Raw genomic sequence first — 18,706 nt, 5'->3', positions numbered from 1 at the left:
CTTTTCAATCGAGGTGATAGATTTCAGCCACGTTCAGGCTGAAAACGGACAACGAAGCCCTTGAGGTTCTGTTGACGGCTCAGCAGATCACGCAAACGATCGGCCTCGGCACGCTCGATCAGCGGACCGACGAAAACCCGATTCTTGCCATCCGCCGAACGAATGTAGGCGTTATAACCCTGACTGCGCAGGTTCTTCTGCAGGCTTTCGGCGCTGGCGCGGCTCGACAGGCTGGCCAGTTGCACCGACCAGCTCACCGACAGACCGTTGGCATCGACGCGGCTCTGCGTGGCATCAGGTTTGCTGGTTGCGGAGGTGATCGGCTGGGCCGGCGCCGGAATCGGCTTGGCCACCGGTGGCGGCGTTGCCGGGCGCGCAATCTGCGCCGGGATGGTCGGTGCCGGGGCGGCCGGAGCAGCAGCCGGAGCAGCAGGCACCGCTTCTTCAGCGACCTCCTCGTCCGTTGGCACCGGCTCCTGTGGCAAAGCCTGCGGCTCAGGCACGGCGACCGGATCCATTTGCACTTGCGGCATGGCCGAAGGCTGAGGCGCAGCCGGGGCCTCGACGATCACCTGACGCTGCTCGTCCTGACGGGAAAACAGCATCGGCAGGAAGATCACCGCCAGCGCCACCAGCACCAACGCGCCAACCATGCGCTGCTTGTACGCTTTATCCAGCAAAGCCATTTGCCGCTTCCTCCGTGGAGCGCCGGACCAGCCATTCAAGGGCCTCGGCGACACAATAAAATGATCCGAACAAGAGAATCTCGTCGTCGCTGGTCGCAACCGCGCACTGCCCTTCCAGAGCGGCCGCAACGCTGGCGTAAGACGTAACCGAAGCGCCAAGGTTCTGCAGCGCTGCCTCAAGTTCAGCCACGGGACGCGCGCGCGGCGAATCCAGCGGCGCGACAGCCCAATGCGCGACACTAGCATTCAATTCGCCAACAACACCATCGAGATCCTTGTCCGCCAGCAGGCCGAATACCGCCAAACGCTTGCCAACCGGCGGCCGCGCCGCCAGACGGCGGCCGAGATATTCAGCGGCGTGCGGGTTGTGACCAACGTCCAGCAACAGATTCAGGCGCTTGCCATTCCACTCAAATGAACGACGATCAAGGCGCCCGACCACGCGCGTCGCCTGCAGCGCCGCGACAACCTGTTCGGCGCTCCACGGCAAACCCGTCAGCAGAAAGGCTTGCAGCGCCAGCGCGGCGTTTTCCATTGGCAGATCGAGCAACGGCAAGTCACGCAACTCGACCACTTGGCCCTGCGCATCGGTGCCGCGCCATTGCCAATGCTGCTCGGTGATACCGAGATCGAAATCGCGACCACGCAGGAAAAACGGGCAAGCCAGTTCGCGCGCCTTGTCGAGCAGTGGTTGTGGAGGATTCAGATCGCCACACAAGGCTGGCTTGCCCTGGCGGAAAATTCCAGCTTTCTCGTAGGCTACGGATTCGCGGGTATCGCCCAGATAATCGGCGTGATCGACACCAATGCTGGTGACCAGCGCGATATCGGCATCAACCACATTGACCGTGTCCAGACGCCCGCCCAGCCCGACTTCAAGCACCACAGCGTCAAGCGCGGACTGTTGGAACAGCCAGAACGCCGCCAGAGTGCCCATTTCGAAGTAAGTCAGGGAAGTGTCGCCGCGGCCTGCCTCGACCGCAGCGAAGGCCTCACACAGCTGGGCGTCAGTGGCTTCGACGCCGTTGAGCTGCACCCGCTCGTTGTAACGCAGCAGGTGCGGAGAATTGTAGACACCAACGCTCAGGCCCTGCGCGCGTAGCAACGAAGCCACGAACGCGCAGGTCGAACCCTTGCCGTTGGTGCCGGTGACCGTGATCACCCGAGGCGCCGGCTGGCCCAGCCCCATGCGGGACGCTACCTGTTGCGAACGCTCCAGGCCCATGTCGATGGCCGACGGATGCAACTGCTCGAGGTAGGCGAGCCATTCACCAAGGGTGCGCTGGGTCATACGTTGGCAGGCACCGGCGGCACCACGATCGGTTCGATCGGCGCGGCGACGAATTTCGGCGTCGGCTTGCCGGTCATCTGCGCCAGCAGGTTACCCAGACGCGGGCGCAGTTCCTGACGGTGGATGATCATGTCGATGGCGCCGTGCTCCAGCAGGAATTCGCTGCGCTGGAAGCCTTCCGGGAGTTTTTCGCGCACGGTCTGCTCGATCACACGCGGACCGGCGAAGCCGATCAGAGCCTTCGGTTCGCCAACGATAACGTCGCCAAGCATCGCCAGACTGGCGGAAACACCGCCGTAGACCGGGTCGGTCAGTACGGAAATGAACGGAATGCCTTCTTCACGCAGACGTGCCAGCACGGCCGAGGTCTTGGCCATCTGCATCAGCGAGATCAGCGCTTCCTGCATGCGCGCGCCACCGGAGGCGGCAAAGCAGATCATCGGGCAGCGGTTTTCCAGTGCGTAGTTGGCAGCGCGAACGAAGCGCTCGCCGACGATGGCGCCCATGGAACCGCCCATGAAGTTGAATTCGAACGCCGAAACCACCACCGGCATGCCCAGCAGGGTACCGCTGACCGAGATCAGCGCGTCTTTTTCGCCGGTCTGCTTCTGCGCGGCAACCAGACGATCCTTGTACTTCTTGCCGTCGCGGAATTTCAGACGGTCAACCGGCTCCAGGTCAGCACCCAGTTCGTTGCGGCCTTCCGGATCGAGGAAAATGTCGATGCGCGCACGTGCGCCGATGCGCATGTGATGGTTGCACTTGGGGCAAACGTCCAGGGTCTTTTCCAGTTCCGGACGGTACAACACCGCCTCGCAGGATGGGCATTTGTGCCAAAGACCTTCAGGCACCGAGCTCTTCTTGACCTCCGAGCGCATGATCGAAGGGATCAGTTTGTCTACTAACCAGTTGCTCATGCTTTCTTTCTCCAGTACCGGCGGCCCGAACGCTTTGGTTCGCAGCCCCGCGTATGCCCTTGAGCTAAATTCATGTGTGTGGCGATGATTGATGAAGAGTCGCGGTCAGCGCGGAACATGACCTGCGTACGATTCAGCAACCCTCAGCCGCGCTTGCTTTGTGCAAGTGCATTGATGGACGGCGGCAGACTGCCAGCCGTCACATCGACGATGTATTGCCGCGCACCGCGTTGATGAATGCGCGAATCTTGTGGTGATCCTTGACGCCTTTGCTCGCTTCTACCCCGCCGCTGACATCCACCGCGTAGGGCTTGACCCGCGCTACCGCATCAGCAACGTTCTCCGGCGTCAGGCCACCGGCCAGAATCAGCGGCTTGCTCAGGTGTTGCGGAATCAGTGACCAGTCAAACGCCTCGCCGGTTCCGCCAGGCACCCCTTCGACATACGTGTCGAGCAGTACGCCACTGGCGCCGGGAAAGGCATCGCAGGCAGCGGCGATGTCATCGCCGGCCTTGACCCGCAGCGCTTTGATGTACGGACGATGCCAGCCTTCGCACTCCTCCGCGCTTTCGTCCCCATGGAATTGCAGCAGATCAAGCGGCACCGCATCGAGGATTTCTCCCAGCTCGCAACGACTGGCGTTGACGAACAGCCCCACGGTGGTGACGAACGGCGGCAACGCCTTGATGATCGCCCTTGCCTGCTGCACATTCACTGCACGCGGGCTCTTGGCGTAAAACACCAGACCAATCGCATCGGCGCCGGCTTCGACGGCGGCCAGCGCATCTTCGATGCGGGTAATGCCGCAGATCTTGCTGCGAACAGCTGACATGTCAGGAAAACCTCAAGGCAAAATCCGAAAACGTCCCGGATGGTAACAAAAGCGTCCGAGGGCGTCAGCCGTCAAGTTCGGAGAAACCCGTAAGGAAATGTGGCCCGATAAAGCGCTCGGGTAACGGGAATTCGTCGTGGTACTCGACCTGCACCAGATAGAGCCCATATGGATGCGCCGTCACCCCGCCGGAGCGACGCTCGCGACTCTCCAGCACTTCTTTCATCCACTCCACCGGGCGCTCACCGGCACCGATGGTCATCAGCACACCGGCAATATTGCGCACCATGTGATGCAGGAAGGCATTGGCACGAATGTCGAGCACGATCATCTTGCCGTGTCGGGTCACGCGCAGGTGATGCATCTTTTTGATCGGCGACTTGGCCTGGCACTGACCAGCCCGGAACGCGCTGAAGTCGTGGGTACCGATCAGGTACTGCGCGGCCTCGGCCATGCGCTCGGCGTCGAGCGGGCGGTGATTCCAGGTGATTTCTTCGTTGAGGTGCGCCGGGCGAATCTGATCGTTGTAGATCACATAGCGATAACGCCGGGCAATGGCCTTGAAGCGCGCATGAAAATGCGCCGGCATGACCCTGGCCCAACTGACGCTGATGTCGTGAGGCAGATTGATGTTGGCGCCCATGACCCAGGCTTTCAGCGAGCGATCAACCTGGGTGTCAAAGTGCACCACTTGGCCGCAGGCATGCACGCCGGCGTCGGTACGCCCGGCGCATTGCAGGGAAACCGGTGAATTGGCGACTTTCGACAGAGCTTTTTCAAGCTCTTCCTGCACCGTCGCCACACCGGTCAACTGACGCTGCCAGCCGCTGTAGCGCGAGCCTTTGTACTCAACGCCCAGCGCGACGCGGTAAAAGCCGTCGGGCGCCATTTCGGCGACCGGGTTATCTATGTTTGCCAAGGTGGTACAGCCTGCTGATTTTGCAAAGGCGGGCATTATAAGGCGGTGGGCCGGGGATGCCAGAGTTCTCTATCGGCAGTACCGCCGCCTTCGCGAGCAGGCTCGCTCCCACATTTGCAATGCATCCCCCTGTGGGAGCGAGCCTGCTCGCGAAAGCAATCGATCAGACACCCCCGAATCCGGCGCAAACAAAAACGGCAGCCCCACCGGGCTGCCGCTTGTTGTTTACCGCTGAACTTACGCCAGGTTGGAAAGCATTTCCTTGGCCTCGCCCCGCTGCTTCTCGTCACCCTCGGTCAACACTTCGTTGAGGATGTCACGGGCACCGTCGGCGTCGCCCATGTCGATGTAGGCCTGGGCCAGATCGAGTTTGGTCGCAGCTTCGTCGGTGCCGGCGAGGAAGTCGAAATCGTCTTCGCCCAGATCGTCACCCATCGCCGCGTCCGCTTCGGTGAAGCTCGGTTCGGCCATGCTTTGCGACAGGCGATCCAGCTCGGCATTGACGTCGTCCAGTTCGGCCGCGAAGGCATCCGGCTCAGCAGCTGGGTTGCTGTCCATTTCATCCGCCAGCGACAGGTCGAAATCGGCTGGCAGCTCCAGATCGTCCTGCGGCACGTCAGCAACTACCGGCGTCTCGACCGGCGGCAGATCTTTCACACCGTCATCAAGATCCAGCAGAAAGTCATCTTCAGCCAACGTGGCCGGTGATGGTTCGGCGCCGAGATCCATGTCCAGATCGAAGTCCGACAGATCGTCGAGATTGTCTTTCATCTCGGTCTGCTCTTGCAGCACCGAAGCGAAGCTCAGATCGTCTTCGGCCGGAAACGCGTCGAGCTCGACAGGCGCTTCTGGCTCGACCGCTGGCGCAGGATCGACCGGGGTGATGTTGTCGAGGTCGTCCAGGCTCAAATCGAACGCGGTGTCGAGGTCGTCAGCAGCGGTCTCGGGCGCTTGCGGCTCGTCTTGCAGCAGTTCCTTGACGTACTGCGCGTCCAGCTCGGCAGCGACGGCGGCAGCCGCCAGTCCACCGGCAGCAACCACGGCCATGGCCGGGAAGCGGCTCTTCAGTGCTTCGACCTTGGCGAAGTTATCGCCATTAGCCACCAGTTGACGCTCTTGCGCAACGAACGCATCGCGGTCGCCCTGCTGGCCGTAGACTTCCATCAGTTTCAGGCGCAGATCGCTGCGTTCCGGCTCGAGGCTGACGCCCTCTTCCAGCAGCGCGGCGGCCTGATTCAGGCGACCGGCGTTGATGTGCGACTGCGCTTTGTCTAGCACGTCATCCGATCGCTCGCCGGCCGGGGCCACCAGCGGCGCGGCAATCGGCGCAGCCATCACCACCGGAGCAACGACGGGTGCCGGGGTTGGCGCAGGTGCTGGAGCTGGCGTATTGAGTTTGACGCTGGCCGCTGGGGTTTCCAGGCCAGAGAAGCTGCTTTCCGGCAGATCCTGCTCAGCGGAGAACTCTTGCTCTTCAGCCAGAGCGCGGGCCATGCGCAGGTGCTTTTCGGCTTCCTGCTGGGCTTTGCGACGACGCGCCAGCAGCAACAGCAGAAGCAGCAGAACCACCGCACCGCCGCCGATCAGGCCGAGCAGAATCGGATTGGTCAGCAGTTCATTGAAGGCTTTGTCGTCATCGGCGGCAGCAGGCGGCGTAGTTTCAACCACCGGTTCGACGACTGGCTCAACCGGGGTTTCCGCTGGTGGCGCGATGGCCGACTCGGGAGTCGGTGAAGCCGCTGCGGCGTCGGCCGGAGTGGCTGGCGGTGTCGCGGCCAGTTCGGCAGTGATCGCCGGCACCGGCGGCACAGCACCGTTGGCGCCAGGCGCAGCGCCGGCACCGTCGGCTTGCATCTTCGCAAGTTGATTGTTTTTCAGCTCAATGAGCTTCTGAAGCTTGTCGAGCTGGCTCTGCAGATCAGCCATGCGGCTTTTCAGTTCCTCGTTGTCACGACGGGTCGTGTCGAGGTTTTCCTGGGTGATTGCGAGTTTATTGCTCAGCGCCTTGGCGTCGCCGGCCGGGCCTTTCGCACCGGGCTTGGCGCTTTCCGCCGAGACCAGGCTCAGATTGTCCTGAGCGTTGGCCGCTGTACCGGTATTGCCACGACCGCGATTGGTTGCATCCAACTGCTGCTGACCGGTGCCAGGCTTGGCCACGTAACGACGGCCCTGACGCCAGGCTTCGTTCTGCGCCGCCACTTCAGCGATGGCTGCCGACTGCGGCAGCGCCGTGCTTTGTACCGGATCCGGCAGACGCAGCACCTGGCCGGTTTTCAGGCGGTTGATGTTGCCGTCGATAAAGGCATTCGGATTGAGCGCCTGAATCGCCAGCATGGTCTGCTGCACCGAGCCGCCGTTGCGTGCTTTCGCGGCGATTTCCCACAAGGTGTCGCGCGGCGTGGTGGTGTATTGATTGCGATGGGTGGCGCCAGTGGTTGGCGCGGAGATGGTCTGCGACGGTGCCGGTTGCGCGGCAGCGTCAGCGGTCTGCGGCGAGAACTTCGACGGATCGAGCAGCACGCTGTAATCACGCAACAGGCGGCCATTGGGCCACATCACCTGCACGAGGAACTTCACCATCGGTTCCGACAGCGGTTGGCTCGAAGTTACGCGCAACACGCTTTTGCCGTTGGCGTTGAGCACCGGGGTGAAGGTCAGATCATTGAGAAACGCATGGCGGTCGACGCCAGCCTTGGCGAAGTCTTCGGGTGAAGCCAGGCTCGGTACCACCTCGGCGGCAGTGAGATCCTTGACGTCGAGCAGCTCGATTTCAGCCACCAACGGCTGGTTCAGGGTCGACTTCAGGGTCAGCTCCCCGAGCCCGAGGGCATGCGCCATACCGGAGGACAGCGCCGAGGCGGCCGCTATTGCTAACACCAGTTTGCGAACTTGAACCATAGCCTCATCCTTTGTTTGAACGTTCCTCGGCCAGCGAGAAGCTTTTGAATACCGCTGCCGTAAGGCATTGCACGCGACGACGAGAGTCGCCGCGCGCGATCATTTCTGTGCTGCCCCGGAAAGTCCCGGAGGGTGACTCGTCATTGACCCGCTTCGGGCAAGCATAGCGCTCACCTAGAATCAGTCGACAAATTGTTGCCAAGTATCTTTTACAGCAGGTCTTTTATCAACAACTCAGCCAGTTGCACGGCGTTGAGTGCCGCGCCTTTGCGTACGTTATCTGACGTCAGCCAAAGATTTAGTTCCGCCGGGTCGTCGACGCCACTGCGCACGCGGCCGACGTAGACCACGTCCTGCCCCACCGCATCGCCAACCGCGGTCGGATAATCGCCGGCATCAACCAGCTCGATGCCCGGCGCTGCCTCAAGCGCGGCGTTGACCTTTTCCAGGTCAACAGCGCTGCCTGACTGCAAGGTCACGCTAAAGCTATCGCCAAAAAACACCGGGGCTTGAACGCAAGTGGCGGAAATCTTCAATAAAGGTTTCGCCAGGACCTGGCGCAACTCGCGTACCAGACGTTTTTCCAGCAGCGTGTGGCCTTGTGCATCCGGCGTGCCGACCTGGGCTAGCAGGTTGAAAGCCACCTGCCGATCAAAGAAGGTCGGCTCCAGCGGGCGCATGTTCAGCAGCTCGGCGGTCTGCCGCGCGAGCTCGGTGACCGCCTCGCGACCTTGGGCGGAAACGGCCAGATTGGCGGTGACGTTGAGGTATTGCAGATCGAGCAGATCAAGCAACGGCGCCAGCACCACCGCAAGCGTAGTGGCCGACGGGCTTGGGCTGCTGACCTGGAATGGGCTTTTCAGACTGGCGAGGATCTCGGCATTGGCCTCCGGCACCACCTGTGGCGCCTGATCGGCCGGCAAGGCGCCGGAGAGATCGATCAACGAGCAACCGGCAGCGTGCGCGCGAGCGGCGTAGCTCAGCGACACCGCAGCGCCCGCGGCGAAGAACACCAATCTGACCTTGCTGAAATCGAACTCGTCGACCTCGCGCACGCGGACGTTTTTGTTGCGGAACAGCACCGAGCTACCGGCTGATTCACTACTGGCCAGCAAGTGCAAATTGCCGACCGGGAAGTCGCGTTCTTCGAGAATCTGTACGAGGGTTTCGCCGACAGTACCGGTGGCGCCGATAACGGCGATATCGAAAGTCTGGGTCATGGAACTACCTCTGGCAAAACGGGGGGAGCGGCACTTTACCGGGTGGGTGGCGCACAGGCAATTTCTGCCCGTACCGATCGTTCCCACGCTCTGCGTGGGAATGTCTCAACGGACGCTCCGCGTTCTGCTTTGGAAGGGACGCAGAGCGTCCCGGGATGCATTCCCACGCGGAGCATGGGAACGATCAATGCGCATAAAAAAACCCGCACCTCTTTCCAAGGCACGGGCTCGTTCATTGCTTCAAGCGATCAACGCTCCAGCAGGATCCGCAGCATGCGCCGCAGCGGTTCGGCCGCGCCCCACAGCAGCTGGTCGCCGACGGTGAAGGCACCGACGAACTGCGAACCCATGTTCAGCTTGCGCAGACGACCGACCGGGACATTCAGGGTGCCGGTAACCTTGGTCGGGCTCAGCTCCTGCATGCTGATTTCGCGATTGTTCGGCACCAGTTTGACCCATGGGTTGTGCTGACTGATCAGCCCTTCGATATCGGCGATCGGTACGTCTTTGTTCAGCTTGATGGTCAGCGCCTGGCTGTGGCAGCGCATGGCGCCGATGCGCACGCAGATGCCGTCGACCGGAATCGGGCTCTTGAAGCGACCGAGAATCTTGTTGGTCTCGGCCTGGGCCTTCCATTCTTCGCGGCTCTGGCCGTTCGGCAGTTCCTTGTCGATCCACGGGATCAGGCTGCCGGCCAACGGTACGCCGAAGTTTTCGGTCGGATACGCTTCACTGCGCATGGCGTCGGCCACGCGACGGTCGATGTCGAGGATCGCGCTGGCCGGGTCAGCCAGTTGATCGGCGACAGCGGCGTGGGTCGCGCCCATCTGCTTGATCAGTTCACGCATGTTCTGCGCGCCGGCACCGGAGGCCGCCTGATAGGTCATGGCGCTCATCCACTCGACCAGACCGGCCTCGAACAGACCGCCCAGCCCCATCAGCATCAGGCTGACGGTACAGTTGCCGCCGATGTAGTTCTTGGTGCCCGCGTCCAGCTGCTGGTCAATGACCTTACGGTTGACCGGGTCGAGAATGATCACCGCATCATCGTTCATGCGCAGGCTCGACGCCGCGTCGATCCAGTAACCCTGCCAGCCCGCTTCGCGCAGCTTGGGAAATACTTCGCTGGTGTAGTCGCCGCCCTGGCAGGTCAGGATCACGTCGAGGGTCTTCAGCTCGTCAATGCTGTAAGCGTCCTTGAGCGGAGCAATGTCCTTGCCCACGGACGGGCCTTGGCCACCAACATTGGACGTGGTGAAAAACACCGGCTCAATAAGATCGAAATCCTGCTCTTCCAGCATCCGCTGCATGAGCACGGAACCGACCATCCCGCGCCAACCGATCAGACCTACACGTTTCATCGCAACTACACCTTCTTGAAAAGTGGGCCGCTGCTTTGTATTGAATTTCGCAGCGGGCCCGAGAGATTACAGATTCCGCAGCGCGGCGACTACTGCGTCGCCCATTTCCTGCGTACCGACTTTGGTACAACCGGTCGAGTAGATGTCGCCGGTGCGCAAGCCCTGATCGAGCACCACACTGACGGCTTTTTCGATGGCATCGGCAGCGTCGTGCAGATTGAAGCTGTAACGCAGCATCATCGATACCGACAGGATCGTCGCCAGCGGGTTGGCGATACCTTTGCCAGCGATGTCCGGCGCCGAACCGTGGCACGGCTCGTACATGCCCTTGTTGTTGGAATCCAGCGAGGCCGAGGGCAGCATGCCGATCGAACCGGTGAGCATCGACGCTTCGTCGGAGAGGATGTCGCCGAACATGTTGTCGGTGACGATCACGTCGAACTGCTTGGGTGCACGCACCAGTTGCATGGCGGCGTTGTCGACGTACATGTGGCTCAGTTCGACTTCCGGGTAATCCTTGGCCACCTGCTCGACCACTTCGCGCCACAACTGGCTGGATGCCAGCACATTGGCTTTGTCCACCGAGCAGAGCTTCTTGCTACGAACCATGGCCATGTCGAAACCGACACGGGCGATGCGGCGGATTTCGCTTTCGCTGTACGGCAGGGTGTCGTAGGACTGACGCTCGCCGTTGTCCAGCGTACGGGTGCCACGCGGCGCGCCGAAGTAAATGCCGCCGGTCAGCTCACGGACAATGAGGATGTCCAGACCGGCAACGATTTCCGGTTTCAGGCTCGACGCGTCGGCCAGTTGCGGATAGAGGATCGCCGGGCGCAGGTTGCCGAACAGGCCCAGTTGCGCACGGATTTTCAGCAGACCGCGTTCAGGGCGGATATCACGCTCGATAGTGTCCCATTTCGGCCCACCGACAGCGCCCAGCAGTACGGCGTCGGCAGCCCGTGCACGATCGAGGGTTTCGTCGGCCAGCGGCACGCCGTGCTTGTCGATGGCCGCGCCACCGATCACGTCGTGGCTCAGCTCGAAGCCCAGGCTGTACTTGTCATTGGCCAATTCCAGCACCTTGACCGCTTCGGCCATGATTTCCGGACCAATGCCGTCACCCGGGAGAATCAGAATCTGCTTGCTCATGCTTTCCTCGTGTCTTCAAGCGGTACGCCACTGAACGGCGCGCCGGGAAAAATTCTTATCGCTCGGCCATCAGTACGATCACATCGGTACTGAACGAGCCGTCGGCATCTATCTCAAAATACTCACGCACTTCGTTGCCCATCGACTGCTGCAACTGGCGGATCGCCGCGCGCATCACTTCTGGCGTGCGCATGCGCTCGACCCAGCTGCCGTACTCCAGACGCAGGCGCTGACGCGTGGTGCTGCGCACATGCAGACCGGCCTCGCTGACCTGGCGCAGCCACTCGGCGGCGGAGTAGTCGCGCACGTGGCTGGTGTCGCGCAGCACTTCAACGCTTTGCAGGTAAGTGTCGAACAATGGACTGCCCGGTGACAACACATCAACGAACGCTGCCACGCCACCTGGCTTCAGCACCCGACGCACTTCGCGCAAGGCCAGACCGAGATCGCTCCAGTGATGCGCCGAATAGCGGCTGAACACGAAATCGAACTCGCCATCCGCGAACGGCAAGCGCTCGGCAGCACCGTTGACGGTAGTGATGTTGCTCAAGCCGCGATCGACGGCAGCGCCGGCAACCACGTCGAGCATTTGTTGCGACAGGTCGTAAGCCACCACTTCCCTGACCAGCGGTGCCACATGAAAGCTGACGTGACCGGCGCCACAACCCAGATCCAGCACCCGCGCACCGCCCTGCCCGGTCAGCTCAGCCTGCAGCAGTGCGAATTCACTGCCTTGGGCGTGAACGGCGCTGCTCAGGTAAGCGGCGGCCTGATCGCCGAATTGCTTCTGGACGACCTGAGTGTGTTGGGCGGTGCTGGTCATGGTCACATCCTGGTATCTACGTTGTTTGGGCTGCCGTCTTCGCGAGCAGGCTCGCTCCCACAGGGGAATGCATTCCAAGGTGGGAGCGAGCCTGCTCGCGAAGGGGCCCGCCTTGACTACATCAATCTCGAATCAGGCGTCGCGGAACAACCACGGCTGGCTAACCCGATGCTTTGCTTCGAACGTCGCAATCGCATCGCCGTCCTGCAAGGTCAGGCCGATATCGTCCAGACCGTTGAGCAGGCAGTGCTTGCGGAACGCGTCGATCTCGAAGCTGTAGACCTTGCCATCCGGGCGGGTCACGGTCTGCGCTTGCAAGTCGATCTGCAATTGATAACCCGGCTCGGCTTCAACCTGCTTAAACAGTTCATCAACTTCTGCATCGCTGAGAATGATCGGCAGCAGGCCGTTCTTGAAACTGTTGTTGAAGAAGATGTCGGCGTAACTCGGCGCGATGATGCTACGGAAACCGTACTCTTCCAGCGCCCACGGCGCGTGTTCACGGCTCGAGCCGCAGCCGAAGTTCTCGCGGGCGAGCAATACGCTGGCACCCTGATAACGCTCGGCGTTGAGGACGAAATCCTTGTTCAACGGGCGCTTGGAGTTGTCCTGGTACGGCTGGCCGACATCCAGATAACGCCACTCATCGAACAGGTTCGGACCGAAGCCGGTGCGCTTGATCGACTTCAAGAACTGCTTGGGAATGATCTGATCGGTATCGACGTTGGCACGATCCAGAGGCGCGACAAGACCCGTGTGCTGAGTAAATGCCTTCATCTTTACTGTGCTCCTTGGATCAATTCACGAACATCGATGAAACGGCCGTTCACCGCTGCTGCCGCCGCCATGGCCGGGCTGACCAGGTGGGTACGGCCACCGGCGCCCTGACGGCCTTCGAAGTTACGGTTGGAAGTCGAGGCGCAATGCTCGCCGGACTCCAAACGGTCCGGGTTCATCGCCAGGCACATCGAGCAGCCCGGCTCGCGCCATTCGAAACCGGCCTCGAGGAAAATCTTGTCGAGCCCTTCGGCTTCGGCCTGCGCCTTGACCAGACCTGAGCCCGGCACGACGATCGCCTGCTTGATGGTCGAGGCGACCTTGCGGCCCTTGGCGATCACCGCAGCGGCGCGCAAGTCTTCGATGCGCGAGTTGGTGCAAGAACCGATGAACACGCGATCGAGCTGAATGTCGGTGATCGCCTGATTGGCGGTCAAACCCATGTATTTCAGGGCACGGACGATCGAGTCGCGCTTGACCAGATCCATTTCCCTGGCCGGGTCCGGCACCTTCTGATCAACAGCCAAAACCATCTCAGGGGAAGTGCCCCAGCTGACTTGCGGCTTGATTTGCGCAGCGTCGAGCTCGACCACCGTGTCGAACTTGGCATCGGCGTCGGAAACCAGGTCTTTCCAGGCTTCGACGGCCATGTCCCACTGCTCGCCTTTCGGCGCGAATGGACGACCTTTGACGTAGTCGATGGTCTTCTGGTCCGCCGCCACCAGGCCGACGCGGGCGCCGGCTTCGATGGACATGTTGCAGATGGTCATGCGGCCTTCAACGGACAGATCGCGGATCGCGCTGCCGGCAAACTCGATGGCATGGCCATTACCGCCAGCGGTGCCGATCTTGCCGATCACCGCAAGGACGATGTCCTTGGCGGTCACGCCGAACGGCAACTGGCCTTCGACGCGCACCAGCATGTTTTTCATTTTCTTGGCGACGAGGCACTGGGTGGCGAGCACGTGCTCGACCTCGGAGGTGCCGATGCCGTGGGCCAATGCACCGAATGCGCCGTGGGTCGAAGTGTGCGAGTCACCGCAGACCACGGTCATGCCCGGCAAGGTCGCACCCTGCTCCGGGCTGATCACGTGAACGATACCCTGACGCACGTCGTTCATCTTGAATTCGACGATGCCGTATTCATCGCAATTGTCATCGAGGGTCTGCACCTGCAAACGCGAGACCTGGTCGGCAATGGCTTCGATACCGCCCTTGCGCTCCGGAGTGGTCGGTACGTTGTGGTCCGGGGTCGCAATGTTGGCATCGATGCGCCAAGGCTTGCGCCCGGCCAGGCGCAGGCCTTCGAAGGCTTGCGGCGAAGTCACTTCGTGGATGATGTGACGATCGATGTAGATCAGCGCCGAGCCATCGTCGCGCTGCTTGACCAAATGCGAATCCCAGAGCTTGTCGTAGAGCGTTTTGCCGGCCATCAGACGGTTCCTCATCAGCTTGTTTCTATGCCCTGGGCTTATCAATAACCCTTTGGCTTGTGAGGCCGATCCTATGGGGTTAGATTAAATAACTCAAATTCATATTTTTTATGCTTTGGATAACCAACTGGAATGCGACATGGACTTGGCTAACCTCAACGCTTTTATTGCCATCGCCGAGACCGGCAGTTTTTCCGGCGCTGGCGAACGCCTTCATCTGACGCAACCGGCGATCAGCAAGCGCATCGCCGGGCTTGAGCAGCAATTGAAGGTGCGGCTGTTCGACCGACTGGGTCGCGAAGTAGGCCTGACCGAGGCCGGTCGTGCCCTGCTGCCACGGGCTTATCAGATTCTCAATGTGCTCGACGACACCCGCCGCGCCCTGACCAACCTGACCGGTGAAGTCAGCGGCCGTCTGACCCTGGCCACCAGTCACCACATCGGCCTGCACCGCTTGCCGCCTCTATTGAGGGAGTTCACCCGCCGCTACCCACAGGTTGCGCTGGATATTCAGTTCCTCGATTCGGAAGTGGCCTACGAGGAAATTCTCCACGGCCGCGCCGAACTGGCGGTCATCACCCTCGCGCCAGAGCCACACACCTTGGTCAAAGCCACGCCGGTATGGGACGACCCGCTGGATTTCGTCGTCGCCCCGGAGCACTCGCTGATCAATAACGGCGTCGTCAGTCTGGCGGACATTGCCGGTCATCCGGCGGTTTTCCCCGGCGGCAACACCTTTACTCATCATATCGTCCAGCGTTTGTTCGAAGCCCAAGGCCTCACGCCGAACATCGCCATGAGCACCAACTATCTGGAAACCATCAAGATGATGGTCTCCATTGGCCTGGCCTGGAGCGTGCTGCCGCGCACCATGCTCGACGAACAAGTGGCAAGCATCGCATTGCCGGGCATACAGCTCACTCGCCAGCTAGGCTATATCTTGCACACCGAACGGACGCTATCGAATGCAGCTAGAGCCTTCATGGCCCTGCTGGATGCACAAATCGATCGGCCAGGGATCCCGGCCTGACTTGTGCTACTTCTATAGAGCCGCTCCTGTGCCTAACGCCACTCAGCTCAAGGCCCGCTGACAATGCCGAAATCCGTTGACCGAACTCCGCCGATGCCGCGAATCCAGGCCGTCGATCCGCGCCATTCCGAGCAGAGCTGGGAAAGCGCGCCGCAACTGCTCGCTGCACTCAACGGCGCGCGTCTCGGTGCCTGGTATTGGGACATCGAGCGCGGCCAGATCAGCTGGTCGCGGGGCACCCAGGCGTTGTTCGGTTTCGATCCACGGCAGCCGTTGCCCGCCGACCTGGAATACCTCGACCTGCTGCCGCCGGAAGACCGCGCGAAAACCGTGCGCGCGTTCCACGCAGTGATCGCCGGCGCCCCGTTGGAGCAGGCGATGCATCACCGCATTCGCTGGCCCGACGGCAGCCTGCACTGGCTGGAGATCAGCGGCAGCCTGTTGCCGGACAAGAACGGTCGGCCCCGAATGATCGGGGTGATTCGCGAAATCACCCACCAACGCCAGCGCGAGCAGGCCCTGAGCAGCTCGGAGAAACGTTTCGCTACACTTTTCCACCTGTGCCCGAACATGGTGCTGCTGACCCGTCAGGAGGACGGCCTGATCAGCGAGGCCAATCAGTATTTCGAAAGCCTGTTCGGCTGGCCGGTGCAAAGCGCGATCGGCCGCACCACCCTGGAACTGGGCTTGTGGGTGCATCCCGAGCAACGTGCCGAACTGGTGAAAAAAACCAAGGCCAAGGGCGAACTGATCAGCATGGAAGTGCAGTTCCGCGCCAGCAACGGCCAAGTCCACGACGGCATCCTCAGCGCGCAGAAAGTCGAGCTCGAGGGCCAGCCCTATCTGCTCAGCACGTTCCTCGACACCACCGAACGCAAAGCCGCCGAACTGGCCTTGAAGGACAGCCAGGAACGCCTCGACCTGGCGCTGGATTCAGCACAACTTGGCACCTGGGACTGGCACATCCCCAGCGGCATGCTTTACGGCTCGGCGCGCGCTGCGCAATTGCACGGGCTGGAGCCGATTCCATTCCATGAATCATTCGAGGAGTTTTTCGAAGGCGTGCCGGGCGAGGAGCGCGACACTATGCGCGACGCCTACCGCAGCCTGCGCGAGGGCCCCGCCGGCAATTATCAACTGACCTATCGCGTGCAATTGCCCGACGGCAGCTCGCGCTATCTGGAAAGCCGCGCCCGCCTGTACCGCGACGACAACGGCGCGCCGCTGCGCATGGCCGGCACGCTGCTGGACATCACCGATCAGGTCGAGCGGGAGCAGCGGCTGGTGGCATCGGAAGAAAAATTCGCCACGCTGTTCCAGGTCAGCCCCGATCCGATCTGCGTGACGCGCCAGGAAACCGGGGAGTTCATCGAGATCAATTCGAGCTTCAGCCAAACCTTTGGCTGGAGCGCCGCCGATGTGATCGGCCACACCGCCGAGGAAATCGGCCTGTGGGACGCCTCGGCGAAAAGCCTGCAACGCATCGAGCGGGTGATTCGCGAACAAGGCCTGAGTAACGTGGCCATTCTCGTCCAGCACAAGGACGGCCAGTCGCTGACCTGCGTGATTTCCAGTCGGCAGATCAGCGTCGGCGATCAGCCGTGCATCGTCACCACCCTGCGCGACATCACCCAGCAACAGCGCTCGGAAGCGGCGCTTAAGGCCAGCGAAGAAAAATTCGCCAAGGCGTTTCACTCCAGCCCCGACGCCATCACCATCACCGAGCGCGACACCGGGCGTTATCTAGAGGTCAACGACGGCTTTTGTCGCCTCACCGGCTACCGCGCCGACGAAGTGGTGGGTAAAACCGTTTACCAAGTAGGCATCTGGGCCGAAGAAAAGCAGCGCTCGACGCTTCTCGCCGAACTGCAGATCAAGGGCCGCGTGCATCATCAGGAGATGCTCGGGCGCAACAAGCGCGGCGAATTGCTGACTGTCGAGGTCTCGGTCGAGCCAATCACCCTCAATGAAACCGCGTGCCTGCTGCTGACCGCGCGCGACGTCAGCCTGTTGAAAAACGCCGAAGCGCAGATTCGTCACTTGGCCTACCACGACCCGCTGACCAACCTGCCCAACCGCGCGCTGCTGATGGATCGCCTGAGTCAGCAGATCGCCCTGCTCAAGCGCCACAATCTGCGCGGCGCCTTGCTGTTTCTCGACCTCGATCACTTCAAGCACATCAACGATTCCCTCGGCCACCCGGTCGGCGACACCGTGCTGAAAATCATCACCGCGCGGCTCGAAGCCAGCGTGCGCATGGAAGACACGGTGGCGCGCCTCGGTGGCGATGAATTCGTGGTGTTGCTCAGCGGCCTCGAAGGTTCGCGCAGTGAGGTCAGCGAGCAAGTACGTGCCTTGGCCGACACCATTCGCGAATTGCTTTCGGAGCCGATGTTCCTCGATGGCCAGCGCCTGCAAGTGACGCCGAGCATTGGCGTCGCGCTGATTCCCGATCATGGCTCGACGCCGACCGACCTGCTCAAACGCGCCGACATCGCCCTGTACCGGGCCAAGGATTCCGGGCGCAACACCACGCAGATGTATCACAACACCATGCAGAAAGCGGCCAGCGAACGCTTGCGCATGGAGACCGATCTGCGCCTGGCGCTATCACGCGGCGAGTTCAACGTGCACTTTCAGCCGCAAGTCGATGCCCGCGACAACCGCATCATTGGCGCCGAAGCCCTGGTGCGCTGGAACCATCCCGAACTCGGCGCGCAATCGCCTACTGAATTCATCAAAGTGCTGGAAGACAGCGGTCTGATCCTCGAAGTCGGCACGTGGATCCTCGATGAAGCCTGCAACGCCTTCAAACAATTGATCGCACTGAAACTCGTCGACCCGCTCAACTTCAGCCTGTGCGTGAACATCAGCCCGCGGCAGTTCCGCCAGAACGATTTCGTCGAACGCATCGAACACAGCATGACCAGCCACGGCCTGCCCTGCTCGCTGCTGAAACTGGAGATTACCGAAGGCATCGTCATTCAGAATCTGGACGACACCATCAGCAAAATGCGCCGCTTGAAAAAGCTCGGCGTGAGTTTCGCCATGGACGATTTCGGCACCGGTTATTCATCACTGACGTACCTGAAACGGCTGCCGGTCGACACGCTGAAAATCGACCAGTCGTTTATCCGCGATGCGACCACCGACTCCAATGTCGCTGAGATCATTCGCGCAATTGTCGCGATGGCCCGCAGCCTCGAGCTGGAAGTGATTGCCGAAGGCGTGGAGACGCCGGAGCAGTTGGCGTTTTTGCAGGGGTTGGACTGCCATTTGTATCAGGGCTATTTGCACAGCCGGCCGGTGGCGCTGGAGGATCTGAAGAAACTGCTCGAATAGCGGACGCAAAAAAGGGCGCCATCGCTGG

The 18,706-nt window shown here is 61.4% G+C and carries 14 protein-coding genes; 2 read left to right on the top strand and 12 right to left on the bottom strand.

Translation table 11 applies throughout. The features are described 5' to 3' along the window. Window positions 1-23 precede the first annotated feature (23 nt). The 12 genes from ACZ0AZ_RS18600 to leuC form a co-directional block, all read right to left on the bottom strand. The gene (locus tag ACZ0AZ_RS18600) at window positions 24-686 is read right to left on the bottom strand and encodes an SPOR domain-containing protein (protein ID WP_039762054.1); all 663 of its coding nucleotides are present in this window, start codon (window positions 684-686) and stop codon (window positions 24-26) included. Next, entirely contained in the window at window positions 670-1,977 is a 1,308-nt protein-coding gene (gene folC, locus ACZ0AZ_RS18595; RefSeq protein ID WP_463537864.1) for a bifunctional tetrahydrofolate synthase/dihydrofolate synthase, read from the bottom strand. The genes ACZ0AZ_RS18600 and folC overlap by 17 nt, the downstream gene beginning before the upstream one ends. After that, window positions 1,974-2,894 (bottom strand): acetyl-CoA carboxylase, carboxyltransferase subunit beta, encoded by a 921-nt coding sequence (gene accD, locus ACZ0AZ_RS18590; protein ID WP_016773939.1) that lies wholly within the window; start codon window positions 2,892-2,894, stop codon window positions 1,974-1,976. The genes folC and accD overlap by 4 nt, the downstream gene beginning before the upstream one ends. 199 nt (window positions 2,895-3,093) lie before the next feature. Then, window positions 3,094-3,726 carry a phosphoribosylanthranilate isomerase gene (locus tag ACZ0AZ_RS18585; RefSeq protein ID WP_463537863.1) on the bottom strand — a complete coding sequence of 211 codons (633 nt, stop codon included), beginning with the start codon at window positions 3,724-3,726 and terminating at the stop codon, window positions 3,094-3,096. Between the two features lie 64 nt (window positions 3,727-3,790). Then, window positions 3,791-4,615 carry a tRNA pseudouridine(38-40) synthase TruA gene (truA, locus tag ACZ0AZ_RS18580; protein ID WP_016773937.1) on the bottom strand — a complete coding sequence of 275 codons (825 nt, stop codon included), beginning with the start codon at window positions 4,613-4,615 and terminating at the stop codon, window positions 3,791-3,793. Window positions 4,616-4,882: 267 nt separating this feature from the next. Beyond that, entirely contained in the window at window positions 4,883-7,543 is a 2,661-nt protein-coding gene (locus ACZ0AZ_RS18575; RefSeq protein WP_463537862.1) for a FimV/HubP family polar landmark protein, read from the bottom strand. A gap of 209 nt (window positions 7,544-7,752) precedes the next feature. Next, a complete protein-coding gene (locus ACZ0AZ_RS18570; protein WP_463537861.1) occupies window positions 7,753-8,763 on the bottom strand; it encodes an aspartate-semialdehyde dehydrogenase in 1,011 nt (336 codons plus the stop codon). 248 nt (window positions 8,764-9,011) lie between these two features. After that, window positions 9,012-10,124, bottom strand: a complete 1,113-nt coding sequence (gene asd / locus ACZ0AZ_RS18565) for an aspartate-semialdehyde dehydrogenase (RefSeq protein WP_039762046.1) — start codon at window positions 10,122-10,124, stop codon at window positions 9,012-9,014. A gap of 66 nt (window positions 10,125-10,190) precedes the next feature. After that, the gene (gene leuB, locus ACZ0AZ_RS18560) at window positions 10,191-11,273 is read right to left on the bottom strand and encodes a 3-isopropylmalate dehydrogenase (RefSeq protein WP_039762044.1); all 1,083 of its coding nucleotides are present in this window, start codon (window positions 11,271-11,273) and stop codon (window positions 10,191-10,193) included. A gap of 55 nt (window positions 11,274-11,328) precedes the next feature. Further along, complete coding sequence (locus tag ACZ0AZ_RS18555) at window positions 11,329-12,096, bottom strand: class I SAM-dependent methyltransferase (protein WP_463537860.1); 768 nt, start codon at window positions 12,094-12,096, stop codon at window positions 11,329-11,331. 132 nt (window positions 12,097-12,228) lie between these two features. Next, window positions 12,229-12,873, bottom strand: a complete 645-nt coding sequence (gene leuD, locus ACZ0AZ_RS18550) for a 3-isopropylmalate dehydratase small subunit (protein WP_024012386.1) — start codon at window positions 12,871-12,873, stop codon at window positions 12,229-12,231. Between the two features lie 2 nt (window positions 12,874-12,875). Next, window positions 12,876-14,306, bottom strand: coding sequence for a 3-isopropylmalate dehydratase large subunit (gene leuC, locus ACZ0AZ_RS18545; protein ID WP_310407352.1), 1,431 nt, complete (start codon window positions 14,304-14,306; stop codon window positions 12,876-12,878). A 139-nt stretch (window positions 14,307-14,445) separates the two neighbouring features. Here leuC and ACZ0AZ_RS18540 point away from each other — a divergent pair, with 139 nt between their 5' ends. Together ACZ0AZ_RS18540 and ACZ0AZ_RS18535 are read left to right on the top strand one after the other, a co-directional pair. Then, window positions 14,446-15,336 carry a LysR family transcriptional regulator gene (locus ACZ0AZ_RS18540; protein WP_039762039.1) on the top strand — a complete coding sequence of 297 codons (891 nt, stop codon included), beginning with the start codon at window positions 14,446-14,448 and terminating at the stop codon, window positions 15,334-15,336. 63 nt (window positions 15,337-15,399) lie between these two features. Further along, window positions 15,400-18,678 carry a PAS domain S-box protein gene (locus ACZ0AZ_RS18535; RefSeq protein ID WP_039762038.1) on the top strand — a complete coding sequence of 1,093 codons (3,279 nt, stop codon included), beginning with the start codon at window positions 15,400-15,402 and terminating at the stop codon, window positions 18,676-18,678. Window positions 18,679-18,706: the final 28 nt, after the last annotated feature.

It is taken from the genome of Pseudomonas sp. AC239 (assembly GCF_979258545.1).
Note: the sequence above shows the minus strand (reverse complement) of the source record. Positions and strands in the feature narration are given on the sequence as shown.

Coding starts and splice junctions, on each gene's coding strand:
- ACZ0AZ_RS18600 (WP_039762054.1), bottom strand. CDS start 686: ATGGCTTTGCTGGATAAAGCGTACAAGCAGCGCATGGTTGGCGCGTTG.
- folC (WP_463537864.1), bottom strand. CDS start 1,977: ATGACCCAGCGCACCCTTGGTGAATGGCTCGCCTACCTCGAGCAGTTG.
- accD (WP_016773939.1), bottom strand. CDS start 2,894: ATGAGCAACTGGTTAGTAGACAAACTGATCCCTTCGATCATGCGCTCG.
- ACZ0AZ_RS18585 (WP_463537863.1), bottom strand. CDS start 3,726: ATGTCAGCTGTTCGCAGCAAGATCTGCGGCATTACCCGCATCGAAGAT.
- truA (WP_016773937.1), bottom strand. CDS start 4,615: ATGGCGCCCGACGGCTTTTACCGCGTCGCGCTGGGCGTTGAGTACAAA.
- ACZ0AZ_RS18575 (WP_463537862.1), bottom strand. CDS start 7,543: ATGGTTCAAGTTCGCAAACTGGTGTTAGCAATAGCGGCCGCCTCGGCG.
- ACZ0AZ_RS18570 (WP_463537861.1), bottom strand. CDS start 8,763: ATGACCCAGACTTTCGATATCGCCGTTATCGGCGCCACCGGTACTGTC.
- asd (WP_039762046.1), bottom strand. CDS start 10,124: ATGAAACGTGTAGGTCTGATCGGTTGGCGCGGGATGGTCGGTTCCGTG.
- leuB (WP_039762044.1), bottom strand. CDS start 11,273: ATGAGCAAGCAGATTCTGATTCTCCCGGGTGACGGCATTGGTCCGGAA.
- ACZ0AZ_RS18555 (WP_463537860.1), bottom strand. CDS start 12,096: ATGACCAGCACCGCCCAACACACTCAGGTCGTCCAGAAGCAATTCGGC.
- leuD (WP_024012386.1), bottom strand. CDS start 12,873: ATGAAGGCATTTACTCAGCACACGGGTCTTGTCGCGCCTCTGGATCGT.
- leuC (WP_310407352.1), bottom strand. CDS start 14,306: ATGGCCGGCAAAACGCTCTACGACAAGCTCTGGGATTCGCATTTGGTC.
- ACZ0AZ_RS18540 (WP_039762039.1), top strand. CDS start 14,446: ATGGACTTGGCTAACCTCAACGCTTTTATTGCCATCGCCGAGACCGGC.
- ACZ0AZ_RS18535 (WP_039762038.1), top strand. CDS start 15,400: ATGCCGAAATCCGTTGACCGAACTCCGCCGATGCCGCGAATCCAGGCC.